29 protein-coding genes and 1 pseudogene are annotated in these 24,822 nt (G+C 38.1%); 14 read left to right on the forward strand and 16 right to left on the reverse strand.

Annotated features, from left to right (window positions below):
• Window positions 1-17 precede the first annotated feature (17 nt).
• Window positions 18-1,160: a 4Fe-4S dicluster domain-containing protein gene (locus tag MKP09_RS07005; RefSeq protein ID WP_240827044.1), complete on the reverse strand. Its 1,143-nt coding sequence runs from the start codon at window positions 1,158-1,160 to the stop codon at window positions 18-20.
• 354 nt (window positions 1,161-1,514) lie between these two features.
• Here MKP09_RS07005 and MKP09_RS07010 point away from each other — a divergent pair, with 354 nt between their 5' ends.
• The 4 genes from MKP09_RS07010 (at window position 1,515) to MKP09_RS07020 (ending at window position 4,204) form a co-directional block, all read left to right on the forward strand.
• Complete coding sequence (locus tag MKP09_RS07010; protein WP_240827045.1) at window positions 1,515-1,889, forward strand: phosphoribosyltransferase family protein; 375 nt, start codon at window positions 1,515-1,517, stop codon at window positions 1,887-1,889.
• On the forward strand, window positions 1,883-2,014 hold the full coding sequence (locus MKP09_RS25580) for a hypothetical protein (protein ID WP_262915143.1): 132 nt from the start codon (window positions 1,883-1,885) through the stop codon (window positions 2,012-2,014). The genes MKP09_RS07010 and MKP09_RS25580 overlap by 7 nt, the downstream gene beginning before the upstream one ends.
• 149 nt (window positions 2,015-2,163) lie before the next feature.
• Window positions 2,164-2,847 (forward strand): (d)CMP kinase, encoded by a 684-nt coding sequence (cmk, locus tag MKP09_RS07015; RefSeq protein WP_240827046.1) that lies wholly within the window; start codon window positions 2,164-2,166, stop codon window positions 2,845-2,847.
• A gap of 253 nt (window positions 2,848-3,100) precedes the next feature.
• Window positions 3,101-4,204, forward strand: coding sequence for a Gfo/Idh/MocA family protein (locus MKP09_RS07020; protein ID WP_240827047.1), 1,104 nt, complete (start codon window positions 3,101-3,103; stop codon window positions 4,202-4,204).
• Window positions 4,205-4,365: 161 nt separating this feature from the next.
• Here the strand turns inward: MKP09_RS07020 and MKP09_RS07025 are convergent, their stop codons facing one another.
• The 10 genes from MKP09_RS07025 to MKP09_RS07065 all read right to left on the reverse strand — a co-directional run bounded on the left by MKP09_RS07025 (window position 4,366) and on the right by MKP09_RS07065 (window position 12,226).
• Window positions 4,366-4,623 (reverse strand): hypothetical protein, encoded by a 258-nt coding sequence (locus MKP09_RS07025; protein ID WP_240827048.1) that lies wholly within the window; start codon window positions 4,621-4,623, stop codon window positions 4,366-4,368.
• Between the two features lie 122 nt (window positions 4,624-4,745).
• Entirely contained in the window at window positions 4,746-5,024 is a 279-nt protein-coding gene (locus MKP09_RS07030; RefSeq protein ID WP_240827049.1) for a 50S ribosomal protein L11 methyltransferase, read from the reverse strand.
• A gap of 123 nt (window positions 5,025-5,147) precedes the next feature.
• On the reverse strand, window positions 5,148-6,188 hold the full coding sequence (tsaD, locus tag MKP09_RS07035) for a tRNA (adenosine(37)-N6)-threonylcarbamoyltransferase complex transferase subunit TsaD (RefSeq protein WP_240827050.1): 1,041 nt from the start codon (window positions 6,186-6,188) through the stop codon (window positions 5,148-5,150).
• 174 nt (window positions 6,189-6,362) lie between these two features.
• The gene (locus MKP09_RS07040) at window positions 6,363-6,584 is read right to left on the reverse strand and encodes an ABC transporter permease (protein ID WP_240827051.1); all 222 of its coding nucleotides are present in this window, start codon (window positions 6,582-6,584) and stop codon (window positions 6,363-6,365) included.
• Window positions 6,521-7,303, reverse strand: coding sequence for an ABC transporter permease (locus tag MKP09_RS25585; protein WP_317235265.1), 783 nt, complete (start codon window positions 7,301-7,303; stop codon window positions 6,521-6,523). Before MKP09_RS25585 ends, MKP09_RS07040 begins: the two co-directional genes overlap by 64 nt.
• Entirely contained in the window at window positions 7,252-7,608 is a 357-nt protein-coding gene (locus tag MKP09_RS25590) for an ABC transporter permease (RefSeq protein WP_262915144.1), read from the reverse strand. The genes MKP09_RS25585 and MKP09_RS25590 overlap by 52 nt, the downstream gene beginning before the upstream one ends.
• Window positions 7,609-7,939: 331 nt before the next feature.
• Window positions 7,940-9,718, reverse strand: coding sequence for an OstA-like protein (locus MKP09_RS07050; RefSeq protein ID WP_240827052.1), 1,779 nt, complete (start codon window positions 9,716-9,718; stop codon window positions 7,940-7,942).
• Between the two features lie 249 nt (window positions 9,719-9,967).
• Window positions 9,968-10,915 carry an MlaD family protein gene (locus MKP09_RS07055; RefSeq protein ID WP_240827053.1) on the reverse strand — a complete coding sequence of 316 codons (948 nt, stop codon included), beginning with the start codon at window positions 10,913-10,915 and terminating at the stop codon, window positions 9,968-9,970.
• A 367-nt stretch (window positions 10,916-11,282) separates the two neighbouring features.
• Window positions 11,283-11,774: an N-acetylmuramoyl-L-alanine amidase family protein gene (locus MKP09_RS07060; RefSeq protein WP_240827054.1), complete on the reverse strand. Its 492-nt coding sequence runs from the start codon at window positions 11,772-11,774 to the stop codon at window positions 11,283-11,285.
• 14 nt (window positions 11,775-11,788) lie between these two features.
• Complete coding sequence (locus tag MKP09_RS07065) at window positions 11,789-12,226, reverse strand: N-acetylmuramoyl-L-alanine amidase (protein WP_240827055.1); 438 nt, start codon at window positions 12,224-12,226, stop codon at window positions 11,789-11,791.
• 838 nt (window positions 12,227-13,064) lie between these two features.
• Here MKP09_RS07065 and MKP09_RS27950 point away from each other — a divergent pair.
• From MKP09_RS27950 to MKP09_RS07080, 3 genes and pseudogenes are all read left to right on the forward strand, one after another.
• A pseudogene (locus MKP09_RS27950) lies at window positions 13,065-13,966 on the forward strand (putative LPS assembly protein LptD).
• A 71-nt stretch (window positions 13,967-14,037) separates the two neighbouring features.
• Complete coding sequence (locus tag MKP09_RS07075; RefSeq protein ID WP_240827057.1) at window positions 14,038-14,187, forward strand: hypothetical protein; 150 nt, start codon at window positions 14,038-14,040, stop codon at window positions 14,185-14,187.
• 8 nt (window positions 14,188-14,195) lie between these two features.
• The gene (locus MKP09_RS07080; RefSeq protein ID WP_317235267.1) at window positions 14,196-15,377 is read left to right on the forward strand and encodes a putative LPS assembly protein LptD; all 1,182 of its coding nucleotides are present in this window, start codon (window positions 14,196-14,198) and stop codon (window positions 15,375-15,377) included.
• Between the two features lie 115 nt (window positions 15,378-15,492).
• On the opposite strand, the gene MKP09_RS07085 is transcribed toward MKP09_RS07080, so the two are convergent.
• The 5 genes from MKP09_RS07085 to MKP09_RS28610 all read right to left on the reverse strand — a co-directional run bounded on the left by MKP09_RS07085 (window position 15,493) and on the right by MKP09_RS28610 (window position 18,563).
• Window positions 15,493-16,122, reverse strand: coding sequence for a lysophospholipid acyltransferase family protein (locus tag MKP09_RS07085; RefSeq protein ID WP_240827059.1), 630 nt, complete (start codon window positions 16,120-16,122; stop codon window positions 15,493-15,495).
• Window positions 16,119-17,153 (reverse strand): PDDEXK nuclease domain-containing protein, encoded by a 1,035-nt coding sequence (locus tag MKP09_RS07090; RefSeq protein WP_240827060.1) that lies wholly within the window; start codon window positions 17,151-17,153, stop codon window positions 16,119-16,121. The genes MKP09_RS07085 and MKP09_RS07090 overlap by 4 nt, the downstream gene beginning before the upstream one ends.
• A 9-nt stretch (window positions 17,154-17,162) precedes the next feature.
• Window positions 17,163-17,747 carry a GNAT family N-acetyltransferase gene (locus MKP09_RS07095; RefSeq protein ID WP_240827061.1) on the reverse strand — a complete coding sequence of 195 codons (585 nt, stop codon included), beginning with the start codon at window positions 17,745-17,747 and terminating at the stop codon, window positions 17,163-17,165.
• Between the two features lie 142 nt (window positions 17,748-17,889).
• Window positions 17,890-18,384: a uracil-DNA glycosylase gene (gene ung, locus MKP09_RS07100; RefSeq protein ID WP_240827062.1), complete on the reverse strand. Its 495-nt coding sequence runs from the start codon at window positions 18,382-18,384 to the stop codon at window positions 17,890-17,892.
• The gene (locus tag MKP09_RS28610) at window positions 18,381-18,563 is read right to left on the reverse strand and encodes a uracil-DNA glycosylase (protein WP_240827063.1); all 183 of its coding nucleotides are present in this window, start codon (window positions 18,561-18,563) and stop codon (window positions 18,381-18,383) included. The genes ung and MKP09_RS28610 overlap by 4 nt, the downstream gene beginning before the upstream one ends.
• Before the next feature lie 191 nt (window positions 18,564-18,754).
• Here MKP09_RS28610 and MKP09_RS07110 point away from each other — a divergent pair, with 191 nt between their 5' ends.
• The 7 genes from MKP09_RS07110 to MKP09_RS07135 all read left to right on the forward strand — a co-directional run bounded on the left by MKP09_RS07110 (window position 18,755) and on the right by MKP09_RS07135 (window position 24,765).
• Window positions 18,755-19,657, forward strand: coding sequence for a DnaJ C-terminal domain-containing protein (locus MKP09_RS07110; protein WP_240827064.1), 903 nt, complete (start codon window positions 18,755-18,757; stop codon window positions 19,655-19,657).
• Between the two features lie 3 nt (window positions 19,658-19,660).
• On the forward strand, window positions 19,661-19,936 hold the full coding sequence (locus MKP09_RS07115) for a chaperone modulator CbpM (protein ID WP_240827065.1): 276 nt from the start codon (window positions 19,661-19,663) through the stop codon (window positions 19,934-19,936).
• Window positions 19,937-20,129: 193 nt separating this feature from the next.
• Window positions 20,130-20,633, forward strand: coding sequence for a sugar-binding domain-containing protein (locus MKP09_RS07120; RefSeq protein ID WP_317235187.1), 504 nt, complete (start codon window positions 20,130-20,132; stop codon window positions 20,631-20,633).
• Complete coding sequence (locus tag MKP09_RS07125) at window positions 20,615-22,075, forward strand: glycoside hydrolase family 2 TIM barrel-domain containing protein (protein WP_317235268.1); 1,461 nt, start codon at window positions 20,615-20,617, stop codon at window positions 22,073-22,075. The genes MKP09_RS07120 and MKP09_RS07125 overlap by 19 nt, the downstream gene beginning before the upstream one ends.
• Window positions 22,076-22,161: 86 nt before the next feature.
• Entirely contained in the window at window positions 22,162-22,986 is an 825-nt protein-coding gene (locus MKP09_RS27265) for a beta-galactosidase small subunit-related protein (RefSeq protein WP_317235269.1), read from the forward strand.
• Window positions 22,925-23,287 carry a beta-galactosidase small subunit gene (locus MKP09_RS25610; RefSeq protein WP_262915145.1) on the forward strand — a complete coding sequence of 121 codons (363 nt, stop codon included), beginning with the start codon at window positions 22,925-22,927 and terminating at the stop codon, window positions 23,285-23,287. Before MKP09_RS27265 ends, MKP09_RS25610 begins: the two co-directional genes overlap by 62 nt.
• Before the next feature lie 116 nt (window positions 23,288-23,403).
• Window positions 23,404-24,765: a Gfo/Idh/MocA family protein gene (locus tag MKP09_RS07135; RefSeq protein WP_240827066.1), complete on the forward strand. Its 1,362-nt coding sequence runs from the start codon at window positions 23,404-23,406 to the stop codon at window positions 24,763-24,765.
• The last annotated feature ends 57 nt before the right edge of the window (window positions 24,766-24,822 follow it).

The raw sequence follows: 24,822 nt of genomic DNA on the forward strand, positions 1-24,822 counted from the left end.
AACCATCATCACATTGACTAATTCATTTCCTCCACCCACTTATCCCTATCATCAGGACTAAACTTCCAGGGTGCAAAATTATTTTCAACATTGCTGAACATGGCATTCCATTCCTGTGGCGCATTGCTTTCTTCCATTACTAATTGACGTCTTAGTTGTAATATAATATCCAGCGGATTGATACTTACCGGACATTCCTGTACACAGGCGTTGCAAGTGGTGCAGGCCCGAAGTTCTTCAACAGAAATATAATCATGCAACAAACTTTTACCATCATCAGTAAATTCTTTATTCGCATCTATATTTTTGCCTACTTCTTCCGCGCGGTCACGCGTATCCATCATGATTTTTCTGGGAGACAATTTCTTACCCGTCATGTTAGCGGGACAGGCTGCAGAACATCTGCCACATTCGGTGCATGAATAAGCATCCAGTATATTCTTCCAGCTTAAATCCATCACATCTTTTGCTCCGAACTTGGTTGGCGGCGCTGCGTCGGCAGGAGCAACTTCAGGTTGCATGGCATATAGAACCTCGTTCTGTACAGACTGCATATTTTCCATCTTTCCCATTGAAACAAGCTTGTTATAATAGGCATTAGGAAAAGCCAATATAATATGCAAATGCTTGGAGTAAGGAAGATAGTTTAAAAAAGCAAAAATGCCAGCGATATGTAACCACCAGCAAGTTCTTTCAATGATGATCAAAGTAGCATCACTCATGCCGCCTATAAGTGGCTGAATGTATTGAGAAATAATGAAAGCACCTGTATTAGCTTCAGCGTAATGCGCAGCACCACGCGATTGTAACAAAGTATCTGATGCATTCATTGTTAAGAAAAGGCACATTAAAATGATTTCAGTAATTAAAATATAATTAGCATCACTATATGGCCATCCGGCAAGGTCTTTACTGATGAAGCGTTTTATTTTAATAATATTTCTTCTTATAAGGAATACTGCGCAGGAGATAATAACAAGCAAGGCCAGCACTTCAAAAGCGTTTATTAAGAAAATGTAGAAGCTGCCAAGCGGTACGGAAAATAAGCGATGTGTTCCAAACAATCCGTCTAAAACAATTTCAAGTACTTCAATATTGATAATAATAAAACCTGCATACACGAAAAAATGAAGAACACCAACCAATGGGTTTCTAAACATTTTTTCTGGCCGAAGGCCAATAAAAATACATTGTTCCAGCGTAATGATTTATTGTCGTTTATTTCCTCGTTGCGCCCAAGATTTATGTTTCGGCGTATGCGAAGCATATTCTTTGAAAAAAGAAAAATAGCCGCCGCTGTTAGCAAGGCGAATAAAATTTGTTGTACTATTTGCATACCTGATCCGTTAGATGTGCTAATTTACACGATGTTAACGAGTATTTATATTTTTGTTGACGGAAGTTGATCCAGTATGACGGTCTCCGTCTGACCAATTGTTTTAAGACCTTCGAGGTTTTTAAAACCTCGAAGGTCAATACGAAGATTCATTTATAATAAAAACAATATTTTAGACATGAGTAAGGAAAAACGATATATTTTAAAAAGTGATGTGATTGAAAAAAAGTTAAAGAGGCTTGCGTTGGAGATAATTGAAAACAATATTGAAGAGAAAGAGTTAGTATTTGTTGGAATAGAGCCCAGCGGCGTGATTCTGGCAAAAAAGCTTCAGAAAATTGTAAAGGCTGCTGCAGATGTTAAGATTGAATTGCTGACTATGAATTTTGACAAGGCTAAGCCGAAAGATATTCAACTTAATACTGAAATGAATTTTGATGGAAAAGTGATCATTGTTATTGACGATGTAACAAATAGTGGAAAAACGCTGCTTTATGCATTAAAGCCTTTCCTGAATTATCATCCAAAAAAATTCAGACCCTGGTATTGGTAGAGCGCTCGCATACACAATTCCCTATCAACGCCAATTATAAAGGTTTTTCATTAGCCACTACTTTGCAGGAACACATCATTGTTGAAGTTAATGGAAATGAGATCACCGGTGCTTATTTAGCTTAATGAACTTTCGCACAAAGAGCGCAAGGAATACAAAAGGAACAAAGTTTTTGGTTTATAATAAATATTTTATTTGTTTTCCTTTTACAAATAACAAAACTACTGATTAAGAATATAAATTTTATCTTTAGGAAAAAGTTTCCGGCGCCCTAATGAGCAGCAAAAAAATTATAATAGCGATAGATGGAATGTCAAGTTGCGGTAAAAGCACCATTGCCAAGCAGCTGGCACAGCAACTCAACTATATTTATGTTGATAGCGGTGCCATGTATCGTGCTATTACTTTATATTTTTTGAGAAACAATATTGATATTGCTAACACAACACAGGTTAAAGATGCGCTGCAGGAAATTGAACTTGATTTCAGGTTTAACGAGCAAAGCGAACAAGTAGAAATATTTTTGAACGATGAGAATGTTGAATATTTGATTCGTGAAATGATCGTTGCTGAAAAAGTAAGCGAAGTTGCTGCTTTAGCTGATGTTAGAGCTTATGCTGTAAGCCAGCAGCAAAAAATGGGTGGAAAGAAAGGCGTAATTATGGATGGAAGGGATATTGGTACCGTTGTATTTCCACATGCCGAATTAAAGCTGTTTATGGTAGCCGATAACGCCATTAGGGTTGAGCGCCGGTTTAAAGAATTGTATCAGAAGAACCCGAATATAACTATTGAAGAAGTGGCGCACAATATTGAAATGCGCGATTATATTGATGCCAATCGTGAAATAAGCCCTTTGCGTAAGGCAAAAGATGCCATTGAAATAGATAATACGAACCTTACGCCCGACGAACAATTACAAAAAGTATTAAATTTAGCCAATAGCGTTTTGAGTTGATATAGTGTCAAGTCGATAATAATGTGTTGGGTATATCGTCACTCAGCGCCTGTTGAATGAGCTTTGGCAAGCTCAGCCTGACATGTGATCTATGGTTTAAAATGTATGTATCTAGTTTCTGATTTTAGCAATAAATATAACTAATGAAACGCTTACGATAGATATTCTCACGCGAGGTTATGTATTGAGGCGTACCCCGTCCGACCGGTCATCCGGGTGGGCATTCGACCATTAAAAACCTAAAATATTACGAATGAAAACCAGAAGGGCTTTTTTACAAAACATCACTATGGCTTCCGCCGGATTACCATTTTTAACTATTAATGCCTCAAGCTTAGGAAATATATATAAAAGTGATGATAAAGTGTTGCGCGTAGCATTACTGGGACTTGGTGGGTATGCTCAAAGAGTTGCCGAATCTATTCAAAGTTGTAAGCGTGTAAAAATAACAGGTTTAATAAGTGGAACGCCCGATAAACTTAAAACCTGGAGCGCTAAATATAATGTACCTGAAAAGAGTTGTTATAATTACCAGAACTTTGATAGCATAAAAGATAATCCGGAAGTAGATGCGGTGTATGTTATTACACCTAATTCTTTGCATCGTGAATTTACCATAAGAGCGGCTAAAGCGGGCAAGCATGTGATCTGCGAAAAGCCAATGGCTATTAATGTAAAGGAAGGTGAAGAAATGATTGCCGCTTGTAAAAAAGCAAATGTGAAATTGTTGATTGGCTACAGGATGCATTTTGAACCCCACACTTTAGAGGTGATCCGCATGCGGAATGAAGGCGACTTTGGTCAAATAAAATTCTTTCAGGGTCTATGTGGTTTTCGCATTGGCGATCCTGCGCAATGGCGATTAAGCAAAGCGCTTGCAGGTGGGGGATCTTTGATGGATATTGGTATTTACGCTATCAATGGCTGCCGTTATATGGTTGGCGAAGAGCCTATTTGGGTAACAGCGCAGGAAACAAAGACGGATCCTGTGAAGTTTAAAGAAGGCGTTGATGAGACCATACAGTTCCAGTTTGGTTTTAAAAGCGGTGCGGTAGCGTCTTGTTTATCTACTTATAACATGAATAACCTGGACAGATTTTTCCTGAACGGTGAAAAGGGGTTTGCTGAAATGCTGCCTTCCACGGGGTATGGGCCTATAAAAGGCAAAACAAATAAAGGCGAAATAAATGCACCGGTTGTAGTGCATCAAACAGAACAAATGGACCAAATGGCGGGTATACTATTCGATGGTAAAAAACCTGTTGTTCCTGTTGATGGCGAAGAGGGTTTAAAAGATCTGAAGATTATAGAAGCTATTTATAAAGCTGTTGCTACGGGCAAGAAAGTATCGTTGTGATCTTTTGAAACCGGCGACAGTGCTGCTATTGAGCGATATTGCGACGCTCCGTTCAGCAGTTGAATTACTATCATACCCAATGTCACCCTGAGCCTGTCGAAGGGCTGTTGGAGGGGCTTCGGCAAGCTCAGCCTGACAAATATTTTACTGTTTTCATAAGATTAAAAATTCAAATAATAATCTTTTAAAAGTTTTATAAAATCTGGTGTATACACATTATTAACTTTTATTGTCAGTTCTCTTATTTGTTTATTCTCCTTTTTGAAAGAGCCTCTAACTATAATTCTAAAAGGCTTATGTTTTTCAGTTTGATGTACAAATATTATTTCGTTAATATATAAACCTTGGGCTTCGGTTATTTTCTCAATTTCATCAATGCGTTTTGCGGGGAGTAATAGATAAAAATCGCCGTCCTGCATTAATTGCATTTTTATTACAGCAACAAGCTCTTGCAATTTTAAGCCGGTGTCGTGATGCGCTATATTTTTGCTTTCAATATTTCCTTTTAGATCGCTCTCATAAAAAGGCGGATTGCAAATAATTACGTCGTATTTCTTTTGATAGGCAAAAGTTCTTGCGTCAGACTGGAAACATGAATTTGATGTTTGCGATTTGCAGCGGAAATATTTTCCAGGCTTTGTATATAATCGTTTTGCTGCAACTCAATACCATCAATACTTGCGGAGCTTTGTTGAGCAAGCATTACACTTAATAATCCGCTACCGCTGCCAATATCAAGTATATTTTTATCTGAACCTAAACCATTTGTTTTATGAGCAACCCAAGCCCCAAATAAGCAGGAGTCAGTAGTTACCTTCATGCTGCAACGATCATGATGAATAGTGAACTGTTTAAACTTAAAATAAGGGTTAGGCATAAGAATGATAAATATTAAATGTTGAATATTTAAATCATGAGTTTTGACTATTCACTATTGACAAGTTTACTCAAATCCTCTTGCGGCAGGTTGTATGTCTAACGATGCGAATTTTTGATCAAGCAATTTATAATATGCGGTAATAGCTATCATACCTGCATTGTCGGTACAATACTGAAATTCCGGAATAAATGTGTTCCAATTATTTTTTTCACCTAATTCTGTAAAAGCCTTTCGCAGTCCACTATTGGCCGAAACACCACCGGCAATACAGATGTCTTTTACATCCAGATCTTTTGCTGCCTTGCTAAACTTGTTTAATAGTATTGTGATAATTCTCTTTTGAACGGAAGCGCATATATCAGCAAGATTACTATCTATAAATTGTTTTCGTTCCTCGTCTGTCGTAGCAAAATCTTCTTTATAAACCTGGCTTTTACCGGCGTTCATCAAAAAGTAAAGGATGGCTGTTTTTAATCCACTAAAACTAAAATTGTACCCCTGCGCTTTTGGCTCAGGAAACTGAAATCGATCCGGATTACCTTCCTTGGCATATTTATCAATCAATGGCCCGCCAGGATAAGGAAGCCCCAGTAACTTCGCACATTTGTCGAAAGCTTCGCCTGCTGCATCATCAATCGTTTCTCCAATTATTTCCATTTGTAAAGGTGCTTTACACAGCACAATTTGTGTGTGCCCGCCACTTACGGTGAGGCACAAAAAAGGAAATGAAGGTTTTCTTTCGGGAATGAGATTGGCTAAAACATGTGCCTGCATATGATTTACAGCGATCAATGGTTTATGTAAGGCAAGCGAAAGCGATTTTGCAAATTCAGCTCCAACAAGTAATGAACCGATCAACCCTGGAGATTGGGTAAATGCGATGGCGTCCAGATCTTGCAAACCTTTACCCGCTTTTTGTAATGCTACATCTACAACCGGTACAATATTTTGCAGGTGTGCGCGCGACGCCAGTTCGGGAATGACACCGCCATATTGCGCATGCATGGCCTGCGTTGCTATATTGTTTGATAATATTTCTCCGTCGACGCAAATGGCGGCGGATGTTTCATCACAACTGGATTCTATTGCTAAAATAGTAGGCATGGGGCAAATGTAAAAAGTAATTTGCAGATTGTAGAAGAGTTGACAGATGATAGATGACAGTTGACGGTGACACAATCAATCAATTGCGTTTTATGCACGATGAACGAATTACGATGTACGAGTTATGATGTATGATGAACGAAATTACATCTAACATCTGTCAGCCGTCATCTGTCAACTCCTTATCGCCACCACCGGATCCATTTTTGCGGCTTGCATTGCTGGAATGATGCCAGCAATAATTCCAACAAGGATGCAAATGATGAAGGTCCACACCATATTGGAAATGGAGACATATATAGGAAATTCAAGAGCTTTGGTAAGAATGAGTGCTAAGCCGGCAACAAGCCCAAGGCCAACAAGCCCGCCAATGATGCAAAGAAAGGCAGCTTCCAATAAGAACTCTGTAAGTATGATATGGCGTTTAGCGCCAATCGCTTTTTTAAACCAATTTGCGGCGTGCGCTCTTTAACAGTAACAAACATGATATTTGCCACACCAAAAAGGCCAACGATCAAACTAATACCGCCAATAATGGCGCCACCAATATTCAATCCCACAAAAGCTGCTTCAACTTCTTTGCTTATATCATTAAGATCGTTTAAGGCAAAGTCTGATTCTTTAGTAGGGCTAAGGCGATGAATGCTGCGCATGGCGCCTTCAAGCTCGTCTTTCAAAGCGGTGCTGGTTATATTTTCGTAGCCTTTCACCATTATTTTGGGATCTGAATAGCGCTCCAGGTAAATGGTTTTGGCAAAATTATAAGGAATGATAATGCTTTTATCATAATCCCAACCACCCGTTATTTGCTTCCCTTGCTTTTTGATAATGCCAATTACTTTTACTAACCGTCCTTTAAGCTTTAGTTGTTTATTTAACGCGGCTTCCGGCAATACAAAAAGCTTGGTGGCCACTTCATCACCAATAACAGCAACGTTGGTGCCGTAGTTGAATTCTGCATCAGAAATATACCGGCCATTGGAAAAAGTAAGTTTTTGTATATCATTATATTCTTCGCTGGCTCCGTATATTTTTACACCACTTAAAACAGAACCTGCAAATTCTATATTATCTGAAATATCATAAAAAAAGCAGCATATTGTGTACTGGGCGATCGTTCTTTAATTTCTTTTAATTCGTAGAATTTAGGGTAGGGGCGGTTCACAAATTTCCACCAGGGATAATCAGGGCCGCCACTCCAAACCCATTTGTCGATGAAAATAATATTATTGCCCATCGATTTTATTTCGTTCTGAATATTGCGTTGTAAACTATTAACAGTAGCTAATACGCCAATGATACAGAATATGCCAATAGTAACCCCAAACAAACTTAAAAAAGTTCGCAGCTTGTTTTTCAGTAACTCCTGAAGAGCCATTTTAAAACTATTTCCTATTATTTCTAATGTGCGGCGTAGCAAGTTTTAATCAGTTGATAGATGACGGTTGTTAGAAATATATTTTTGTTTGGTCTTTCGATAAAAACAATGGAAAGATAAATATTGTTTTTTATTAGCCGGGCAATAAATATGTGGGATCAATCTTGCGTCGCTCCGTTCAACTGTGGAATATATGGAATCCTACATATTATTCGCAATTGTCTGAACCATGATTTATTGGATTATTAAGATTAACAGGAAATGTACGATGTACGAATTACGATGTACGTCAAACCTGAAAACCTGAAACCATCATCATCACATTAGCTAATTATCACATTGGCTAATTAACTATTCACTATTATCCATTCACCTACTGAAACAACTCATACTTGCTTTTCGGCCTTACCCCTTCGCGCCAGATGAAACCTTCAAGCTTCATTTCGGAGGGTGATTTTTGCTTGATAGGATAAATAGTTCCCTCTACATTATTTCGGAATGCTACTTTATGTAATTGCTTGTTTTCGAAATAGGAATCGATAATATCGCTGGTTGACTGATTAATGCCTGTAAATGCGCTATCATCATCTTGTAAATAGTAAATAGATTCTGCAGAGCCTTTAGCACGAACAGAATCAAGACCTCCATCAATAAAGTAAGCATCTATCCTGGTTGACTTAATTTGATTATATGCCTCGTTACCAACATAATTAACCATGAAACCATTTTTAAAAGCTTCCATCCAATGTGGCTGCTTATTTTTTGTATGCAACAAAATTGTGTCTCCGGTTATCTGGCTTTCTTTTCCCCAAACAACCGGGTCTTTATATAATCTGAAGGTTGAGTCTTTGAAAGAATAGAATAAACTGTCTGAAACGGCTTGCATCGAATCGGAATATATTCTAACATTATGAAAAGCTTCAAAATAACGGTCAGTACTATCGCTGGTTGATTTAGTGTTTATTTTTATTGTATCCTGCGCAATCATCCGGGCATCTTTTTTTACAATGCTCACAGCGCTGTCTTTATTCGGCAGGTTATTCTGTGTCTGCTCAACAACATCTTCGATTTTAGATTTGTTTTTATTGACCAGGTTAATAATGCTATCGTTCTTTACCACATTCTTTTGGGCAATATCGAAAGTACTGTCGTTTTCTAATACTTCTTTTTTTACCCTGTCAATGCTACTGTCATTTTGTAAAATATCTTTTTCCGTAATGTTTGGAACGGTATCGTTTTGTGCTAATTGGTTTTTCACTTCAGCAGACATACTATCTTGTACTAATGCTTTTTCGATAGGAGGTATCGTTTCATCACTTTCATTCAGATTAGCTAATGTGTCGGATGTTACCGGAACTTGCTCAAAAAGATCAGAAAGCTTTGCACTAAATAAAGTATCAGCTGCAACGTAAATGGAATCATTATCCTGTTTGATGATCATCACCGGCTTTTGTGTAGCCAGGATAGCTTCATTCAATCTATTTTGAAAAATACGACCGCCAATAATTATTGTTCCACGAACAGAATCTACGGCTATAGCATTGCCTTCTGCTGTTGCTATATTGTCATCGAGATACACATTGTCAGCTACCAACGTAGATTTATTATTGTCGTTAATAAAGGGTCTTTGGCCAAACTCAGCCTGTTTGGTTTTAAGATTGTAATAACCCTCTTTGGTATCGATGCTTCTGTTAGAGCTATCCTTAATATGGGTCATCGTAATAAAAGTGGCAACCTGGCTGGTTGTATTATACTGTAAAGAGTCGGTGGTTATGTGATATGCGGGGTCATTAACCACCACATTCTTTTTAAAGTATACATCTTTTATGTCAGAATAATATTCACCTTCCTTGCTGGTAATTACTGTTTTTTGGTTAACTACTTTTCCGCCTTCTTTATAAATACCCATGTTAGTCGACATGTCATAATCGAGGCTGGGCGCAGTAAGCGTAGCTTGCCCGTCAGAGAGTTTTACATTACCATCAAGTTTAGCTAATTGAGGTTCTCCGAAATATTTTAAATGATCAGCATAAATATTAGTGGTGTCGGCGTCATTAATATGAACATGCCCCCATGCTTCAAAAACATTCAGGCTGTCATTTTTAACTGCTTTGTCTGCTTTGAAAATAGTATTACCCTGCTGCAAGATCACATCTCCTTCCAATAATGTTAGCTTACTATCAGGTTGTATGGTAAGCGTTTTGGCATTTATAAGCTTAATGGTATCCTAAAAAATACTGTGGTTTCTGCCACATCGTAAAAAACTCTTTTTACATTATTGACAGAAGCACTATATGCAACGAAGCAACCAAGTAGCAACACTGCAACGGGAAATAGTAGAAAATGGGGTCTTGAATTTTTTCTTATCACTTGGGAACAGAATCTTTTATAGCAGGGGCGGTCAATTCACCTGCTTTATTTTTTTACCAAACACAGAAATATTAACGTAGCGTTTTGGATGTACGCGAAGATCATCCAGTAAAATTTCCATGCTTAATAATACATCATTCATCTTATTATAAAGTTGCCTGTCATTCATAAGAGCGCCAAGGCTTCCGTTGGGATTGCTGATATTGTTAACAGCTGAATTAAGATTTGCGATCGTAGCGTTTAAGCTATCAACCGTATTTTGAAACTGTAATTGTTTAAGATTGCCTGTAAATGTATTGGCATTATTTAAAATGCCCTCAATAGCTTCATTCTGATTTTTAAGATTACCTGTTATGGCACTTACATTGTCAAGTGTTTGTGCTAAAGGCTTATTTATTCCGTTTAGCAAAGCATTAAGCGATGCAGTTGAATAATTTAAATTGGCGATCGCGTTCTGCACATCTCTTTGCGTACCGGCATTTAAAATGTGATTGAAGTTGGAAAGCAGCAATGTTACAGAATCAGCAACTGTTTTAATTTTACCCATTAAAGGTTTCGCTTCCGAAGTAAGATTGCCCAAAAGCCCAGCCTCTTCTTTTGTTGCAAGCCTGTCTCCATCTTTCAACAAAGTTTTAGAATCCCCTCTCTCAATAACTATGTTGGCTGATCCAAGCAGACTTCCTTCTATGAAGGCAACAGAATTGGATGGTATATTAACATCTTCAGTTATACTTATTGTAACTTTTACTGCGGTAACATTTTCATCTGCTGGTTCCAAAGAATAAACGTTACCTACCGTTAAACCGTTTATTTTTACAAAGTTTGACTTTTCGAGGCCACCCACTGATTTGAAAATAGCGTAGAGTTTTGGTGTATGATTGAAGATGTCTTTTGCTTTTAAAAACCTGAATCCAATGATAAGTATCGCTATAGATACTATCGCCAGCGCTCCAACTTTTACTTCATTTGAAATTTTCATCCGGATATTTTTTATACTTTAATTTGGTCTGATGAAACGCTGACTATACATTTCTGGGTTTTCAGAAAATAAATCATGCTTCGTTTCATACGTTAATTTTATTTCTCATTTTTTGCCACATGCCCTGCCTTATGAGCCTGTCTACTAGTTTTCGGATTCGTCAAAATACATCATAACTTTCGGTATTCAAAGCGCTTATGGTTCATTTCCTTTATAAATTTACATAAGGTTTTGTAGTCGCGTCTTGACATATTTTTGATAGTCAGATTGATAAGTATTGCAATATAGGTCATTAGACAAATTATATGCCTGATTTCTTTTGTTAGTCAACGGTCAAAATTCAGGAAAATAGTTCAAATAACTTATGTTATCCATATTTTTCCAGATAAACCTTCACAGCATTAACAATATTTTCTACAATTGTCTTCTGCCCATTCTCACTCATTAGGTAAGCCTGGTCATCATTATTACTAATAAAGCCCATTTCTACAAGTATACTTGGCATGCCCGTAGCTTGTAATACCCAAATGCCTTTATGGTTTCGCTGCTGCACACCACGGCTTGTGCGGCCACTTGAAACGAATTCTTTTTCTACAAGCGTTGCCAGTGCATAACTTTTTCTGAAGTAATGCTGCGCATAGATCAACATCCTGGCTTTTTCGGCAGGATCATTTAAGTCGGGCAGCTTTAAACTGTCAGCATCATTGCCTTCTGTTTCTTCATTGTAATAATCTTCATCTTCTTCAGGCATGTTATCACGTAAAGAGGAGAGCTTCTGATCATTTTTACCAACGGCCCATATATAAGTTTCGGTGCCTTTTGCTTTGTTCTCCACCCAAACATTTTCATACCTGTTCACATAATAGGTTTGCTTTACCTTTTTTTGCCCTTTTTAACGTATCTGGTTTTGGCTGTTCTTCCTACTACCTTTTTTGTATACCAGCCACCAGGATGCCTTCCTGCCGCATTACAATGCAATGAAATAAAAAGTTCTCCATGATTTTCGTTGGCAAACTCTGCCCTGTAACGATTTGCGGCATTTGCATTGGTATGATTTCCCGGCAATGGGTAATTAGGTCGTGTTTCAAGTGTTTTGATGGTTGGAAATGTTTCCCTTAAAGCTACTGCCAGTTTTTTAGCAACTGCAAGCGTAATAGTAGCTTCATTGGTTTCGGTGCCGCGTGCACCAATATCTGAACCCCCATGGCCGGCATCAACTATAATTGTTTTTACTGGCGGAACAGCTTGTTGGCTATTTGTAATTAAACATAAACTCACCAAATAAGCAGAAAGAAATACGGATCGGATCATCAATTGATATAAAATTTATAAAAGCCTTTAACAATCATAGTTTAGGACATTGTTAATTTAAGACAAATGCTTTGACTATATGACTTGTTGTCCCCATATTTGCAAAGTGCTACCGCGACATATTTTTTGTTAAAATTGACCGAAGCAACTATGTACACATTTTTTCATCGGCGCTCATTAAATTAGAATGAAAAAATTACTGTACGTTTGCGAACTTTGAGAACCAATGCGCAAATTTAAAAGAATTTACCATGCCGTACTTCTACTTACTGTTATCTTCCTTTTAACGGTCAGTAAACAAATTGGCGCTATCAATTTTTGGGGACAAAGAACTGCTGCTGTTACGGAACAAGGTTTAACCAAAAAGCAAGGCTTTTCTTTCCTTCGGGATACTATTTTAAAAGACACCATTCCAGCAATTAGCGATACAATACCTGGTCAAAAAGACACTACACTTGTTGGCGATAGTACATTTATCGACACCAGTCAAAAACCAAGGATAGACACATTTACGTTAAAAATATCAAAGGATACCTTATCTGCTCCGGTTGTATATTCTGCACAGGATTCTGTTATAGGATTGGTTCAGGGAAAAACTATTGAACTGTATGGAAAAGCAAAAACGGAGTATGAAACAAGTTCATTAGAAGCTCCTTACATGAGATTGAACCAGGCTACAGGTATTGTAACCGCTGTATCTGGTAAAGACAGCACCGGAGCTGTCAGCGATTATGTAAAAATGAACGATGGCCAAAGTGAATACCAGTCTGATAGCCTGAAGTATAACTTTAAGAATCAGCGGGGAATTATTACGGGTACCATTTCTCAACAGGGTGAGATGTTCGTCCATTCCCAGTTATCTAAAAAAGTAAATGAGAACACTGTTTATGCCAGCGGGAATTTTTTTACGACTTGTAATTTGGATCATCCGCATTTTGGATTCCGGGCCAACCGCGCTAAAATTGTAAATAAAAAATTAGCGGTTACAGGAGCAGTACGTCCAGAATTTGACTCTGTTCCCGTTCCGATCTATTTACCGTTTGGCTTTTATCCGCTTTACCAGGGTCGACATTCTGGTGTTATGGCGCCAAGTTTTGAAACAAACGATCAGGAAGGTGTTGGTTTGTCTGGTTTAGGTTACTATTTGGGTATTAGCGATTATTGGGATGTTCAGTTTTATGGAGATATCTATTCATGGGGTACCTGGAGGTTGAACGCAAATCCAACTTACAGAAAATTATATAAATACCAGGGAAATTTGAATTTTGGTATTCAAAGTACAAGAAGGAACGCGAAAGGTGACCCGGATTTTTACAAAAGCAATACCTATTCTCTCGGATGGTCGCATAGTTCAGACAACCGATCCCGGCCAGGCGTCAATTTTGGAGCTAATGTAAACTGGAGCTCGACAGGATATAACCGGAATTTATCTAATATCCCTATGGCTCCGTACAATAACGTACTTAACTCTTCTATTACCTATTCAAAGCAATGGCAGGATAAACCTTATAACCTGACTTTGGCAATGAACCATAGCCAAAACAATAATACCAGGTTAATGACGATTAACTTTCCTACAGCAAACTTTGCTGTAACGACTGTTTATCCTTTCCAGAAAAAGAAAGCGTTGGTTCATCCAAAAAATGGTATGAACAATTGGGTATTGGTTATACTGGTAGTTTCAGAAACGATTTTAACTTTTATGATACGGTAGCCTACTCCAAAAAAATGACCTTATAGATAATAGAAGAATTTACGAGTTTTTATTAGATACTGCACGTTGGAGTGCTAATCATAATATACCTATTACTTTGTCTTTACCTGCTATTGCAGGCGGAGCGCTGGTTATTGCACCATCAGTTTCTTACTCGCAAGAGTGGGTAGATGGGATAAGTACACTTTCCTGGGGACCTAAAACATTTTACACTGGTAAGGTTGGAGGGGAGATAGTTCTTACGTAAAAGACACTATTAATCTTGCCCTCGAACGTGCATTTAAAATAAAACAGCAGATGTCGTTTGGCATATCATTCAATACGGCACTGTATGGTAATTATCAGTTTAAAGGTGAAAAAATAAAAGCCATCAGGCATGTGATCCGGCCAACATTCGGATTGAGTTATACACCCGACCTGACGCGGCAATTTTGGAAAACCGTACAGATTGATAGCCTTGGAACACAAGCCGTATACAATCAGTTAGATGGATTATTTTCAAGGAACATAAATCAGTTTACAAGCAGGCGATCGGGCGGTATCAATTTCGGAATAGATAATAACCTTGAAATGAAAGTGAAAGCCAAACCTAAAAAGAAAAAAGAAGGTGAAGAAGATGACGGAACAGACGCCACTTTGGATACGTATGCAAACACATCAAAGGAAGATGCGGAAGATGGTATAAAAAAGATAAAGCTGATTGATGGCTTTGGATTCAACGGCTCCTATAATTTCCTCGCAGATAGCATGAGGCTGTCACCGATAAGTATGTACTTCAGAACTAATCTTTTTGAAAAGATCAATATTAATGCATCGGCAACGCTGGTGCCATACCAGCTGAATGATTACGGTTATGCCACATCTACTTACGCATGGGCCAATGGTGGTGGAAAAATAGGAACGGTAACCAATGCTAATGTTTCCATGAGTACCAGTTTTCAAAGTAAACCAAAAGACCCGGAAAAAGCTAAAGTAAGAGAAAAAGCTATCAATGAAAGGCTCAACGACCCGATGCTGATGGATGAGCAACAAAGGCTGTTGGAATATGCACGCCAGAACCCGGCAGAGTTTGTAGATTTTAACACACCGTGGTCTGTTAGCTTATCTTATTCTCTTAGTTATGCGCGCCGGGGCCGTAATTTAAACACGCTTCGAAGTACTACAAATCCGGTTACATCCAGCGTAAACTTCAATGGCAGTTTTAACCTTACTCCCAAATGGAATTTTAGTGTGAACGGTTATTATGATTTTACAACCAGCCAAATACAAACTTTTTCAATGGCAATTTCCCGAGATCTGCATTGCTGGCAGATGTCAATCAACGTAACACCTATCGGATTATACCGCTTCTTCAATTTTACCATTAGTCCTAAAGCAAGCCTTTTGCAGGATCTGAAGATTAATCGTACCAGATCTTTTGTTACTAACCCCAATTAAAACGATTATTTCTTTTTCCTGTTTATAATAAAATTTTCCATCGTATTGTAAACGCTCGCTTTTAATTCAACTGCCGAAATACCTTCCGATGATATTGGTTCGAGAAAGCGTATCTCTAAGGTGCGTGGTAAAAAAAGAAAGTTTTATGTAAAGGCACAGCTTCCTTTGTTCCTGAAATGACGGTGGGTATAACGGCGGTCTTTGTTTCGTGAGCCAGCTTGAAAGCCCCGTTGTAGAAAGGTTTCAGGGGTTCCCTTGTTCTATTTCGTGTGCCTTCCGGGTATATGCACATGTGCATGCCCATCTTTAATACCCATTTCATTTTATCAAAACTTTCCTTGCGGCTTCTTTCACTTCTGCGATCAACAAGAACTGATCCTTTCGCATAATACAATCCAAACAAAGGTATTTTTGCGAAACTCATTTTGGCAATTGTTTTGTTAGCGCCAGGAATAAAAGGAGAAGAAAGCGGAATATCTAATAAAGAATTATGATTGCAGGTTACAACATAACTTTTACCTTTTTCAAAATTTTCAGCGCCTTTGATTTTTATCGGGCATGCGATCAGAAACATCCATACACGCATCCATACTCTTGAAACACGTATTAAATAGCCTGTTCCACCAGGCTCTGGTATCAGATATGAGATCAACGAAATCGGCAGTACAATTAAAAAAGTAGCGATAAAAGATATTAAACCCCATGTAGCCCAAACTCTGCCAGCTATTTCTTTTAAAATGTTCATTTGTTTTCAATCAGTTTTTGAGAACTTTTAATAGCTTCTTGCAGTTTCCTTTTAAGTAGTTTTCGTTCTGGAAGTTCAGTTAAATATTCAGCTACTTTAATTCCGGATTTGTCTAATTGCAAGAGCTCTATCTGTTCAGCACTTCCTTCAGCACAAAGTATTAATCCCAATGGAGGCAATTCGTTTTTAATCATCTCATTTTTTTCCAGCCATCGCAGATATAATTCCATTTGGCCTTTGTAGGCTGCTTTGAATTTTCCTAATTTCAATTCAACAGCAATTAATCTTTGAAGTTTTCGATGAAAAAACAGCAGATCGAGTTTGAAATCTTCGCCATCAATAACCATTCGCTTTTGTCTTTCTACAAAAGAAAATCCTTGCCCTAATTCCAAAATAAAATATTCTAACTCCTGCAAAATGGCATCTTCTAAATCCTTTTCAGAGTAAGTATCTTTTAGCCCCAGAAAATTGAGGAAGTAAGGGTTTTTGAAAACTATATCTGGTGTAATATTGTCGTTATCTCTAAGATTGGATATTTCTTTTTGGATGATATTTTTTGAGTTTTTACTAATAGCGCTGCGTTCATACAACATCCCATCAATCTTTTCTCTTAATGTTTTAACACTCCATTTTTCAACGCGACACATTTCAGTATAAAAGTCTCTCTGTAATTTGTCTTTGATAGGTATCAGGGCAATAAAATGTGTCCAGCTTAATTGTCGTATCGCCGATACGACAATCTTTTGCTTAGGGAAAATTTCAGCAAATTGCATCATTCTACGCAAATTCTTTTCAGAAAAACTATTACCATAATATTGGGTCAATTGTCGCGACAGCGATACGACAATTTGCTGGCCATATACCGCTCGTTTATCGTTAAGAATATCCGAATTGATTCTCTGCCCTATTTTCCAGTAAAGCAGCGTAAGCGCACTATTCACTGTTTGTGCAACACTAGCTTTGCTTTTCTCAATTAAGGTTGAGATTTCATCATAAAGCTGCCTATCTTTTATGGTGCTGTTTTTCTTCATCTGAAGCGTTTAGCCTATATCCGCAAAAATAGTTGATTTCAGTTTCGGCCATTCATCTTTCAATACGCTGTAAAAAACAGATGTCCGCCTCACGCCATTCCATAAAAGTGAATGGCTTCTTAACGTGCCTTCTTCAATACCACCGATCTTTTCTAATCCTTTCCTGGCACGGATATTTAATACCCCCGTTTTGAATTCTACTCTTTCAAAATTCATTTGCTCAAATGCATAACGCATCATCACATACTTTGCATGACGATTAACCTCGGTACCTCTGAATTTTGGAGCCAGCCAACTCCATCCAATTTCAAGCCTTTTATCGTGCCAGGCAATGTTGCCAATACTGCTGCTTCCAGCAATTTCATCAGATGATTTATCAATAATGGTAAATGGGATTCTGCTGTTTTTAATGTTCGATGCAAACGCATCTTCCATCCATTCGTTAAGCTGATTCTCGTCGCTCAGATTCAAAGAGAAAAATTCCCACATACCTTTATCCTGAACTGTGAGTTTATGAAATGCCTCAAAGTCTTTTTCATCCATAACACGAAGCAATACTTTATTTGTTTCCAGTATTAAATTTTTGGGCAGCATAAATCTTTATATTCTTTATGTAACAACAGGGATTTAATTTTATTAAATCGACAGTAAATATATAGCATCAATATTGCGACGCTCCCTTCAACTGAAGAATATTGAGCATCCTACATAAATGACACTATTTTTCATTTCGTAGTTAATCTAATTTCCAATCAACTGGTTCGATGCCATTCTGCATTAAATAATCATTCGTTTTCGAAAAATGTTTACAACCTAAAAAGCCATTATGAGCTGAAAGGGGAGATGGATGTGCAGCTTTTAAAATTAGATGTTTAGACTCATCTATAAAGGCTGCTTTTTCCTGTGCAAATTTTCCCCAAAGCAGAAATACTACATGCTCTTTTTCTTCGGCAATTGTTTTGATCACTGCGTCTGTAAACTGCGACCAGCCTATTTTTGCGTGGCTCATGGGTTCTCCTGCGCGAACCGTGAGCGAGGCATTCAATAAAAAAACGCCTTCTGCAGCCCATTTGCTCAAATCACCGTTTGAAGGTTTTGACATTCCAATGTCAGCATGTAATTCTTTGAAAATATTTACCAAAGACGGTGGCGGCGGCACACCTTTTTGTACTGAAAAACATAGCCCATGCGCCTGGCCTGGGCCGTGATATGGATCCTGACCGAGTATCAATACTTTAACTTTATTAAAGGGGTAGAATTAAAAGCGTTGAAGATCATCTGCCCGGGAGGATAAATGATCTTATTGAGTTGCTTTTCTGTTTTAAGATGATCGACGATATTTGAGAAATAAGGTTTGTCAAATTCGGCGCTTAATTTCTTTTTCCAGGAAGGATCTATTTGTACATTCATTTACCAGTTATTAAAAATCAAACTTAACATTTTTTATGTAAGGTTATTTAGTTCAACTTTGGTTTGTATTTGCTGAAATATGTAGGATGACCTCTGCACAGGTGTTGAAGTGTGCGACGCAATTTTGTTGAGTATGGTTCAAATGCTGGTTAAACAAAAAAATATTAAATTGCTGCTATCATTTTTTGAAGATGGATTATATAGACTATTATAAAGTATTAGGAATTGATAAGAATGCCACCGGCGATGATATTAAGAAGGCTTATCGTAAATTGGCCAGAAAGCATCATCCGGATCTGAATCCCAATGATCAGGAGGCCGTTAAGAAATTCCAACAAATTAATGAGGCGCATGAAGTGCTGAGCGATTCTGAGAAACGTAAGAAGTATGACCAGTACGGCGCGGAATGGAAACATGCGGATCAGTTTGAACAGGGGCGGCAGCAAAGGCAGCAGCAGGGCGGACGGCAGCGCCCTTTTGGTGGCGAGGAGCATTTTGCGTACAGCAATGAAGGCGATTTTTCTGATTTCTTTTCGCAGATGTTTGGAAGTGGGCGTTCGCAGGCCAATGTGAAATATAAGGGACAAGATTATCGGGCAGAAGTGAAATTGAATTTGACTGACGCATATAAAACGCATCCACAAACTTTTACCGTTAACGGGAAAAATATTCGTATTACAGTGCAGGCGGGTATTGAAAACGGCCAGGAAATAAAAATAAAAAGTTATGGCGGACCAGGTATAAATGGTGGCCCGACTGGCGATCTTTTTATAACTTTTACCATAGTAAACAACACTGCGTTTACTCGTCGGGGAAACGATTTATATATTGATGTTCCTATAAATTTATATAAAGCAATGTTAGGTGGTGATGAAACAATAGAAACGCTTGATGGCAAAGTAAAACTTACAGTAAAGCCCGAAACACAGAATGGAACAAAGGTGAGACTGAAAGGCAAAGGATTTCCGGTGTACAAAAATGAAGGAAGTTTTGGCGATCTATACATTACTTGGCAGGTTGAGTTGCCGAAAAATTTAAGCGAGAAGGAAAAAGAATTATTTCAACAACTGGCAGATGAAGCCTCTAAAAAATAAGTTATGACAGACCTGAACCATATTTTAGTAGAGGATTGTTGCAAATACTACAGCATTGAAACCTCGTTTGTAAGAACATTAAATGATCAGGGACTAATTGAGTTAGAGTACACCAACCAATCCTATTTCATAAACCATGAACAGCTTTCTGTACTGGAAAAATATGTACACTTATATTATGATCTTGATATAAATGTGGAAGGAATAGAAGCTATTAGTCACTTGCTAAAAAAGATTGAAGATCTTCAGTCAGAACTGCGCCAATTAAAAGAAGACTAAAATATCCAATTCCCCAAAAGGAAACTGATGAGTTACAACCGTGTGGGCTTGATGTTTGATATTTTTTACAACTGTCATCTGTCATTGTTCACCTACCTTCAAAAAAACAATCGTTTGCGCAATGCTTTGCAATTACGAAGTTTAAGCGTTTCTTTGGGCATTGTTTTTTAACACTTGTCCAACCATAAAGTTTATGAAATTATTATCATTGCTGCTTGCTTTAACCTTTACATTACATATCGCGGCACAGTCTTTACCAAGCGAACTGCAAACTCCTGAAATAGTATCTGTAAATCGTATGCCAATGCGCGCAAGCGTCTTCGCTTATGAAACTAAAGCATTGGCTGAAAAGAGAGTAAAAGAAAAATCTAAATTCTTTCTGTCGTTGAATGGAAGCTGGAAATTTAATTGGGTTCAGAATCCTAATGATCGTCCTAAAGATTTTTTCAAATCGGATTTTGATGATAGCAAATGGAAAAATTTTGCAGTTCCGGCAAACTGGGAACTTAACGGTTACGGGTTGCCTATTTATGTGAATCAGCCTTATGAGTTTGCCGGAAGAAAGCTTACTGGAGCACGCATGAATCCGCCGTTTGACATTCCTGAAGATAATAACCCAGTGGGCTCATACCGAAAAAAATTACTATTCCTGAATACTGGGATGGAAGACAAATATTCATTCATCTTGGTGCAGTAAAATCCGCATTTTTTATATGGGTGAATGGGAAAAAAGTTGGCTATAGTGAAGATAGCAAACTGGCTGCTGAGTTTGATATTACTGAATACGTAAAAACAGGTGAAAATGTCGTAGCCCTCGAAGTATATCGCTGGAGTGACGGAAGCTATTTGGAGTGCCAGGATATGTGGCGCGTTTCGGGTATTGAAAGAGAGGTTTATTTATATGCAACACCTAAATTGGATATTCGAGATTTTAAGATACAAAGCAATCTTACCAACGACTATAAAGACGGAAAATTGCAGGTGGATGTTGAAGTGAACAGTTATAAACTTGATACTAAAACTTTACATTCCCGGCCGGATAGTTTTTCTGTGGAACTTCAACTTGTTGATGCTAAAGGAAAGGAAGTTTATAGCGAAAGTACAACCGGCATTAAATCTGTTTTGGGCAGATACAAAACAAATGTAGCGTTTGAAAAAGCAATGCCTGCTGTTAATACATGGTCAGCAGAAATTCCTTATCTATATACCTTGTACATAACGCTAAAAGATAAACGGGGAGATGTACTTGAAGTGATACCGGTACGTGTTGGTTTTAGAAGTATTGAAATAATAGGCCGTGATTTTTTAGTGAATGGAAAGCGCGTATTTTTTAAAGGGGTTAACCGTCATGAACATAATCCGAAGACAGGCCATACGTTAAGCAAGGAAGATATGTTGAAAGATATGGAGATGATGAAGAAGTTGAACGTAAACGCTGTTAGGCATTCTCATTATCCTCCAAGTCCTTACTGGATGGAACTTTGCGACGAATATGGATTGTATGTAATTGACGAAGCGAATATCGAATCTCATGGCCGTTATTATGATTTGGAGTACACATTTGCCAATGATAAAAAATGGAGGATGCCACATCTGGAGCGTATTAAAAGAATGTATGAACGCGATAAGAATTATCCCTCAATTATTACATGGTCTTTGGGCAATGAAGCAGGCAATGGCGTGAATATGTATGAAGCATACGATTGGCTTAAAGAAAAAGATAGCCGCCCGGTACAATACGAGCGTGCAGAAGGAGACTATAATACCGACGTGATATGCCCACAGTACCCATCTCCTGACTGGGTTGGCCGTTGGGGAAAAGCCAAGGAGCAGCGCCCGCTTATTATGAGCGAATATGCACACATCATGGGTAATAGCCTTGGTAACTTTAAAGAATACTGGGATGCAATTGAATCAACTCCAGGCGTTCAGGGTGGCTATGTTTGGGAATGGATCGATCAGGCTTTTGACACTGTTAAAAACGGGAAACATATCATGGCTTATGGCGGTGATTTTCCTTTAACAGGCCCGGTGAATGAAGATTTCAGCGATAATAACTTTTGTGTAAAGGGTGTGGTAACGGCTTATCGCGAATTGACACCGATGGCTGTTGAATTAAAAAAACACATCAGTTTATAAAAACTAAATACAAAGGCAATAATAAAATAAGCGTTGCTAATACTTATTTTTTCAGAGATATCAATAATATAAAATTAGACTGGAATATTATTGAAGACGGAAAAGTAATTGAAAAGGGAACGGTTACCGATTTAAATATTCAGCCACAGGCAAGTGCTGATTTTACTTTGCCAATAAAAACCAAACCGAAATCGGGCAAAGAATATTTCCTCAATATTTCTTATCGGTTTAAAAATGCAGAGCCGTTTTTAGAGAAAGAGTATGAAATAGCCAACGAGCAAATGCCTTATGCCGGAGCTGCCATTTCGTTTGATATGGCCGCAGCAAGAGGAAATGTAAAAGCCGATAAGCAAGGAAACAAATTGACATTGAAAGCGGGTAACGCTGTTGTAGAATTTGATACAGAAAAGGGACTGCTTACTTCTTATAAAATGAGTGGTATGCAGATACTTGAAAATGGCCCTGCACCTTCATTTTACAGGGCTCCAACAGATAATGATATTGGTGCGGGATTAAATAAAAGTTTGCGAGAATGGAGGAAGGCTTATGATAATAACATTGTTGAAGATGTGAAAACAGAGCAGTTAAATGCTGGCAGCTACAAAGTTTCATTTACCAAAAATGTTCTGAACGGTAAAGCGAAAACGCAACAGTCGTTTACTATTTTCGGAGATGGAACGATAAAAGTTGAAAACAATTTCACTGTTGACAAAGGCGATTTCAAAAGCCTTATGCGTATTGGAAATAATTTACAAGTAAATAAAGAGTTTACCAGAATACAATGGTATGGCCGAGGCCCATGGGAGAATTATTGGGACAGAAAATATGCAGGCGAAGTGGCATGTACACATGTACACGCAAAAACTAAGCGAGCAGTATTTTCCGTACGCGCGCCCGCAGGAAAGCGGTAATAAAACAGATGTGCGTTGGCTGGCATTAACCAACCATCGTGGAAAAGGCATCAGGATCGATTTTGCAGATAGCATGCTTTCTGTATCGGCGTTGCCTTATAGCCTTGATGATTTAGATCCCGCGCCTGAAAAGCATCAGTTTCATTCAGGTGAGCTTGAGGGAAAAGACAAGATTTATATGCATATCGACTTATTACAAATGGGTGTGCAAGGCATGGACAGCTGGGGCGCAATGCCAATGAAAAAGTATTGGATAACGCCCGGCGAGTACAGCTATAGTTATTGGATAAGGCCGTTGTAAGACGGTGTTATCTCAATTTGCGCAATCGTTTGTATAGATGTTTGCAACCAATCTTTTATACATTCGTGTGGTCTGCATTTATATTAACAGTCTAACGAACAAACTTTCTCAGTATAATGAAAAGAAAAGAATTTGTAAGAAATACAGGATTGACAATGGCCGGATTGTCTGTAATGCCCTCTGAAAATATTTTTAGTATAAATGTTAAACCTGCAGAACAACTAAAGGTTGCATTAATAGGTATCGGGGCAAGAGGGATTGAACATTTGAAACTATTGCTGCACAGAAAAGATGTGGAAGTGGTTGCTATTTGTGATATTGATCCAAGAACTATAACAAGTGCTAAGAAGTTATTTACTGATTCGGATAAAAAACAACCTCAGTATTACAGTGAAGGAAGTGATGCCTGGAAGAAGCTGCTGGAAAAGAAGGATATTCAGGCTATTATTATAGCTACTCCCTGGGAGCTTCATAAGCCGATGATTATTGGATCGCTTGAGGCAGGTATTAAATATGTTGGCACAGAAGTGATTTTAGGTATCAATTTGCAAGATCATTGGGATGTTGTGAAAGCTGCAGAGAAACACAAAGCCCATGTAATGATGTTAGAGAATGTGTGCTATCGAAGGGATGTGATGGCGGTTTTAAATATGGTGCGCAAAGGATTGTTTGGCGAAATTATTCACTTGCAAGGAGGTTATCAGCACGATCTGAGAGGGGTTAAATTTAATGATGGCAAATCTGCTTATGGAAAAGGAGCTGAGTTTGGTCATGAAGATGGTTATTCCGAATCAAGGTGGAGAACTGATCATTCTGTTCATAGAAACGGAGATCTGTATCCAACACATGGTATAGGTCCAGTTGCGCATTACATCAATATTAACCGCGGAAACCGTTTCATTTCATTGAATTCTTTTTCTAGTAAAGCAAGGGGGCTTCATAATTATATCGTTAAAACAGGTGGAGAAAATCATAAAAATGCCAAAGTTGGTTTTAAGTTAGGCGATGTGGTTACTACACAAATTGCTTGTGCAAATGGTGAAACCGTTTTGCTACAGCATGATACGAATCTGCCAAGGCCTTATTCTATTGGCTTCCGCGTTCAAGGTACAGAGGGTATTTGGATGGATGTTAATAAAGGAATATATGTAGAAGGAAAATCGAAGCCTCACCAATGGGACGATGCCAAAAAATGGCTTGATGAATACGACCATCCTCTGTGGAAAAAGTATGGAGAAGATGCAGCCGGCGCCGGACACGGTGGTATGGATTGGTTTGTGATTAATTCTTTCATCGAATCTGCAAAAAGAAACTTGCCTACACAAATGGATGTGTACGACGCAGCAGCATGGAGCGCCATAACACCTTTAAGCGAACAATCTATTATGCTGGGTAATGAAACAGTTGAATTTCCTGACTTTACAGGAGGGGAGTGGATGTACCGCAAGCCGGTATTTGCTCCTGATGATAATTATTAATGTTAGCAATCGGTTAGGAATAAAAAAATGCCCCGCAAATGCGGGGTGTTTTTTTGT

It is taken from the genome of Paraniabella ginsengisoli (genome assembly GCF_022513635.1).
GTDB classification, from domain to species: Bacteria; Bacteroidota; Bacteroidia; order Chitinophagales; family Chitinophagaceae; genus Niabella; species Niabella ginsengisoli.

Coding starts and splice junctions, on each gene's coding strand:
- MKP09_RS07005 (WP_240827044.1), bottom strand. CDS start 1,160: ATGTTTAGAAACCCATTGGTTGGTGTTCTTCATTTTTTCGTGTATGCA.
- MKP09_RS07010 (WP_240827045.1), top strand. CDS start 1,515: ATGAGTAAGGAAAAACGATATATTTTAAAAAGTGATGTGATTGAAAAA.
- cmk (WP_240827046.1), top strand. CDS start 2,164: ATGAGCAGCAAAAAAATTATAATAGCGATAGATGGAATGTCAAGTTGC.
- MKP09_RS07020 (WP_240827047.1), top strand. CDS start 3,101: ATGAAAACCAGAAGGGCTTTTTTACAAAACATCACTATGGCTTCCGCC.
- MKP09_RS07025 (WP_240827048.1), bottom strand. CDS start 4,623: ATGCAGGACGGCGATTTTTATCTATTACTCCCCGCAAAACGCATTGAT.
- MKP09_RS07030 (WP_240827049.1), bottom strand. CDS start 5,024: ATGAAGGTAACTACTGACTCCTGCTTATTTGGGGCTTGGGTTGCTCAT.
- tsaD (WP_240827050.1), bottom strand. CDS start 6,188: ATGCCTACTATTTTAGCAATAGAATCCAGTTGTGATGAAACATCCGCC.
- MKP09_RS07055 (WP_240827053.1), bottom strand. CDS start 10,915: ATGAAAATTTCAAATGAAGTAAAAGTTGGAGCGCTGGCGATAGTATCT.
- MKP09_RS07065 (WP_240827055.1), bottom strand. CDS start 12,226: ATGATCCGATCCGTATTTCTTTCTGCTTATTTGGTGAGTTTATGTTTA.
- MKP09_RS07085 (WP_240827059.1), bottom strand. CDS start 16,122: ATGAACATTTTAAAAGAAATAGCTGGCAGAGTTTGGGCTACATGGGGT.
- MKP09_RS07090 (WP_240827060.1), bottom strand. CDS start 17,153: ATGAAGAAAAACAGCACCATAAAAGATAGGCAGCTTTATGATGAAATC.
- MKP09_RS07095 (WP_240827061.1), bottom strand. CDS start 17,747: ATGCTGCCCAAAAATTTAATACTGGAAACAAATAAAGTATTGCTTCGT.
- MKP09_RS28610 (WP_240827063.1), bottom strand. CDS start 18,563: ATGAATGTACAAATAGATCCTTCCTGGAAAAAGAAATTAAGCGCCGAA.
- MKP09_RS07110 (WP_240827064.1), top strand. CDS start 18,755: ATGGATTATATAGACTATTATAAAGTATTAGGAATTGATAAGAATGCC.
- MKP09_RS07115 (WP_240827065.1), top strand. CDS start 19,661: ATGACAGACCTGAACCATATTTTAGTAGAGGATTGTTGCAAATACTAC.
- MKP09_RS07120 (WP_317235187.1), top strand. CDS start 20,130: ATGAAATTATTATCATTGCTGCTTGCTTTAACCTTTACATTACATATC.
- MKP09_RS25610 (WP_262915145.1), top strand. CDS start 22,925: ATGTACACGCAAAAACTAAGCGAGCAGTATTTTCCGTACGCGCGCCCG.
- MKP09_RS07135 (WP_240827066.1), top strand. CDS start 23,404: ATGAAAAGAAAAGAATTTGTAAGAAATACAGGATTGACAATGGCCGGA.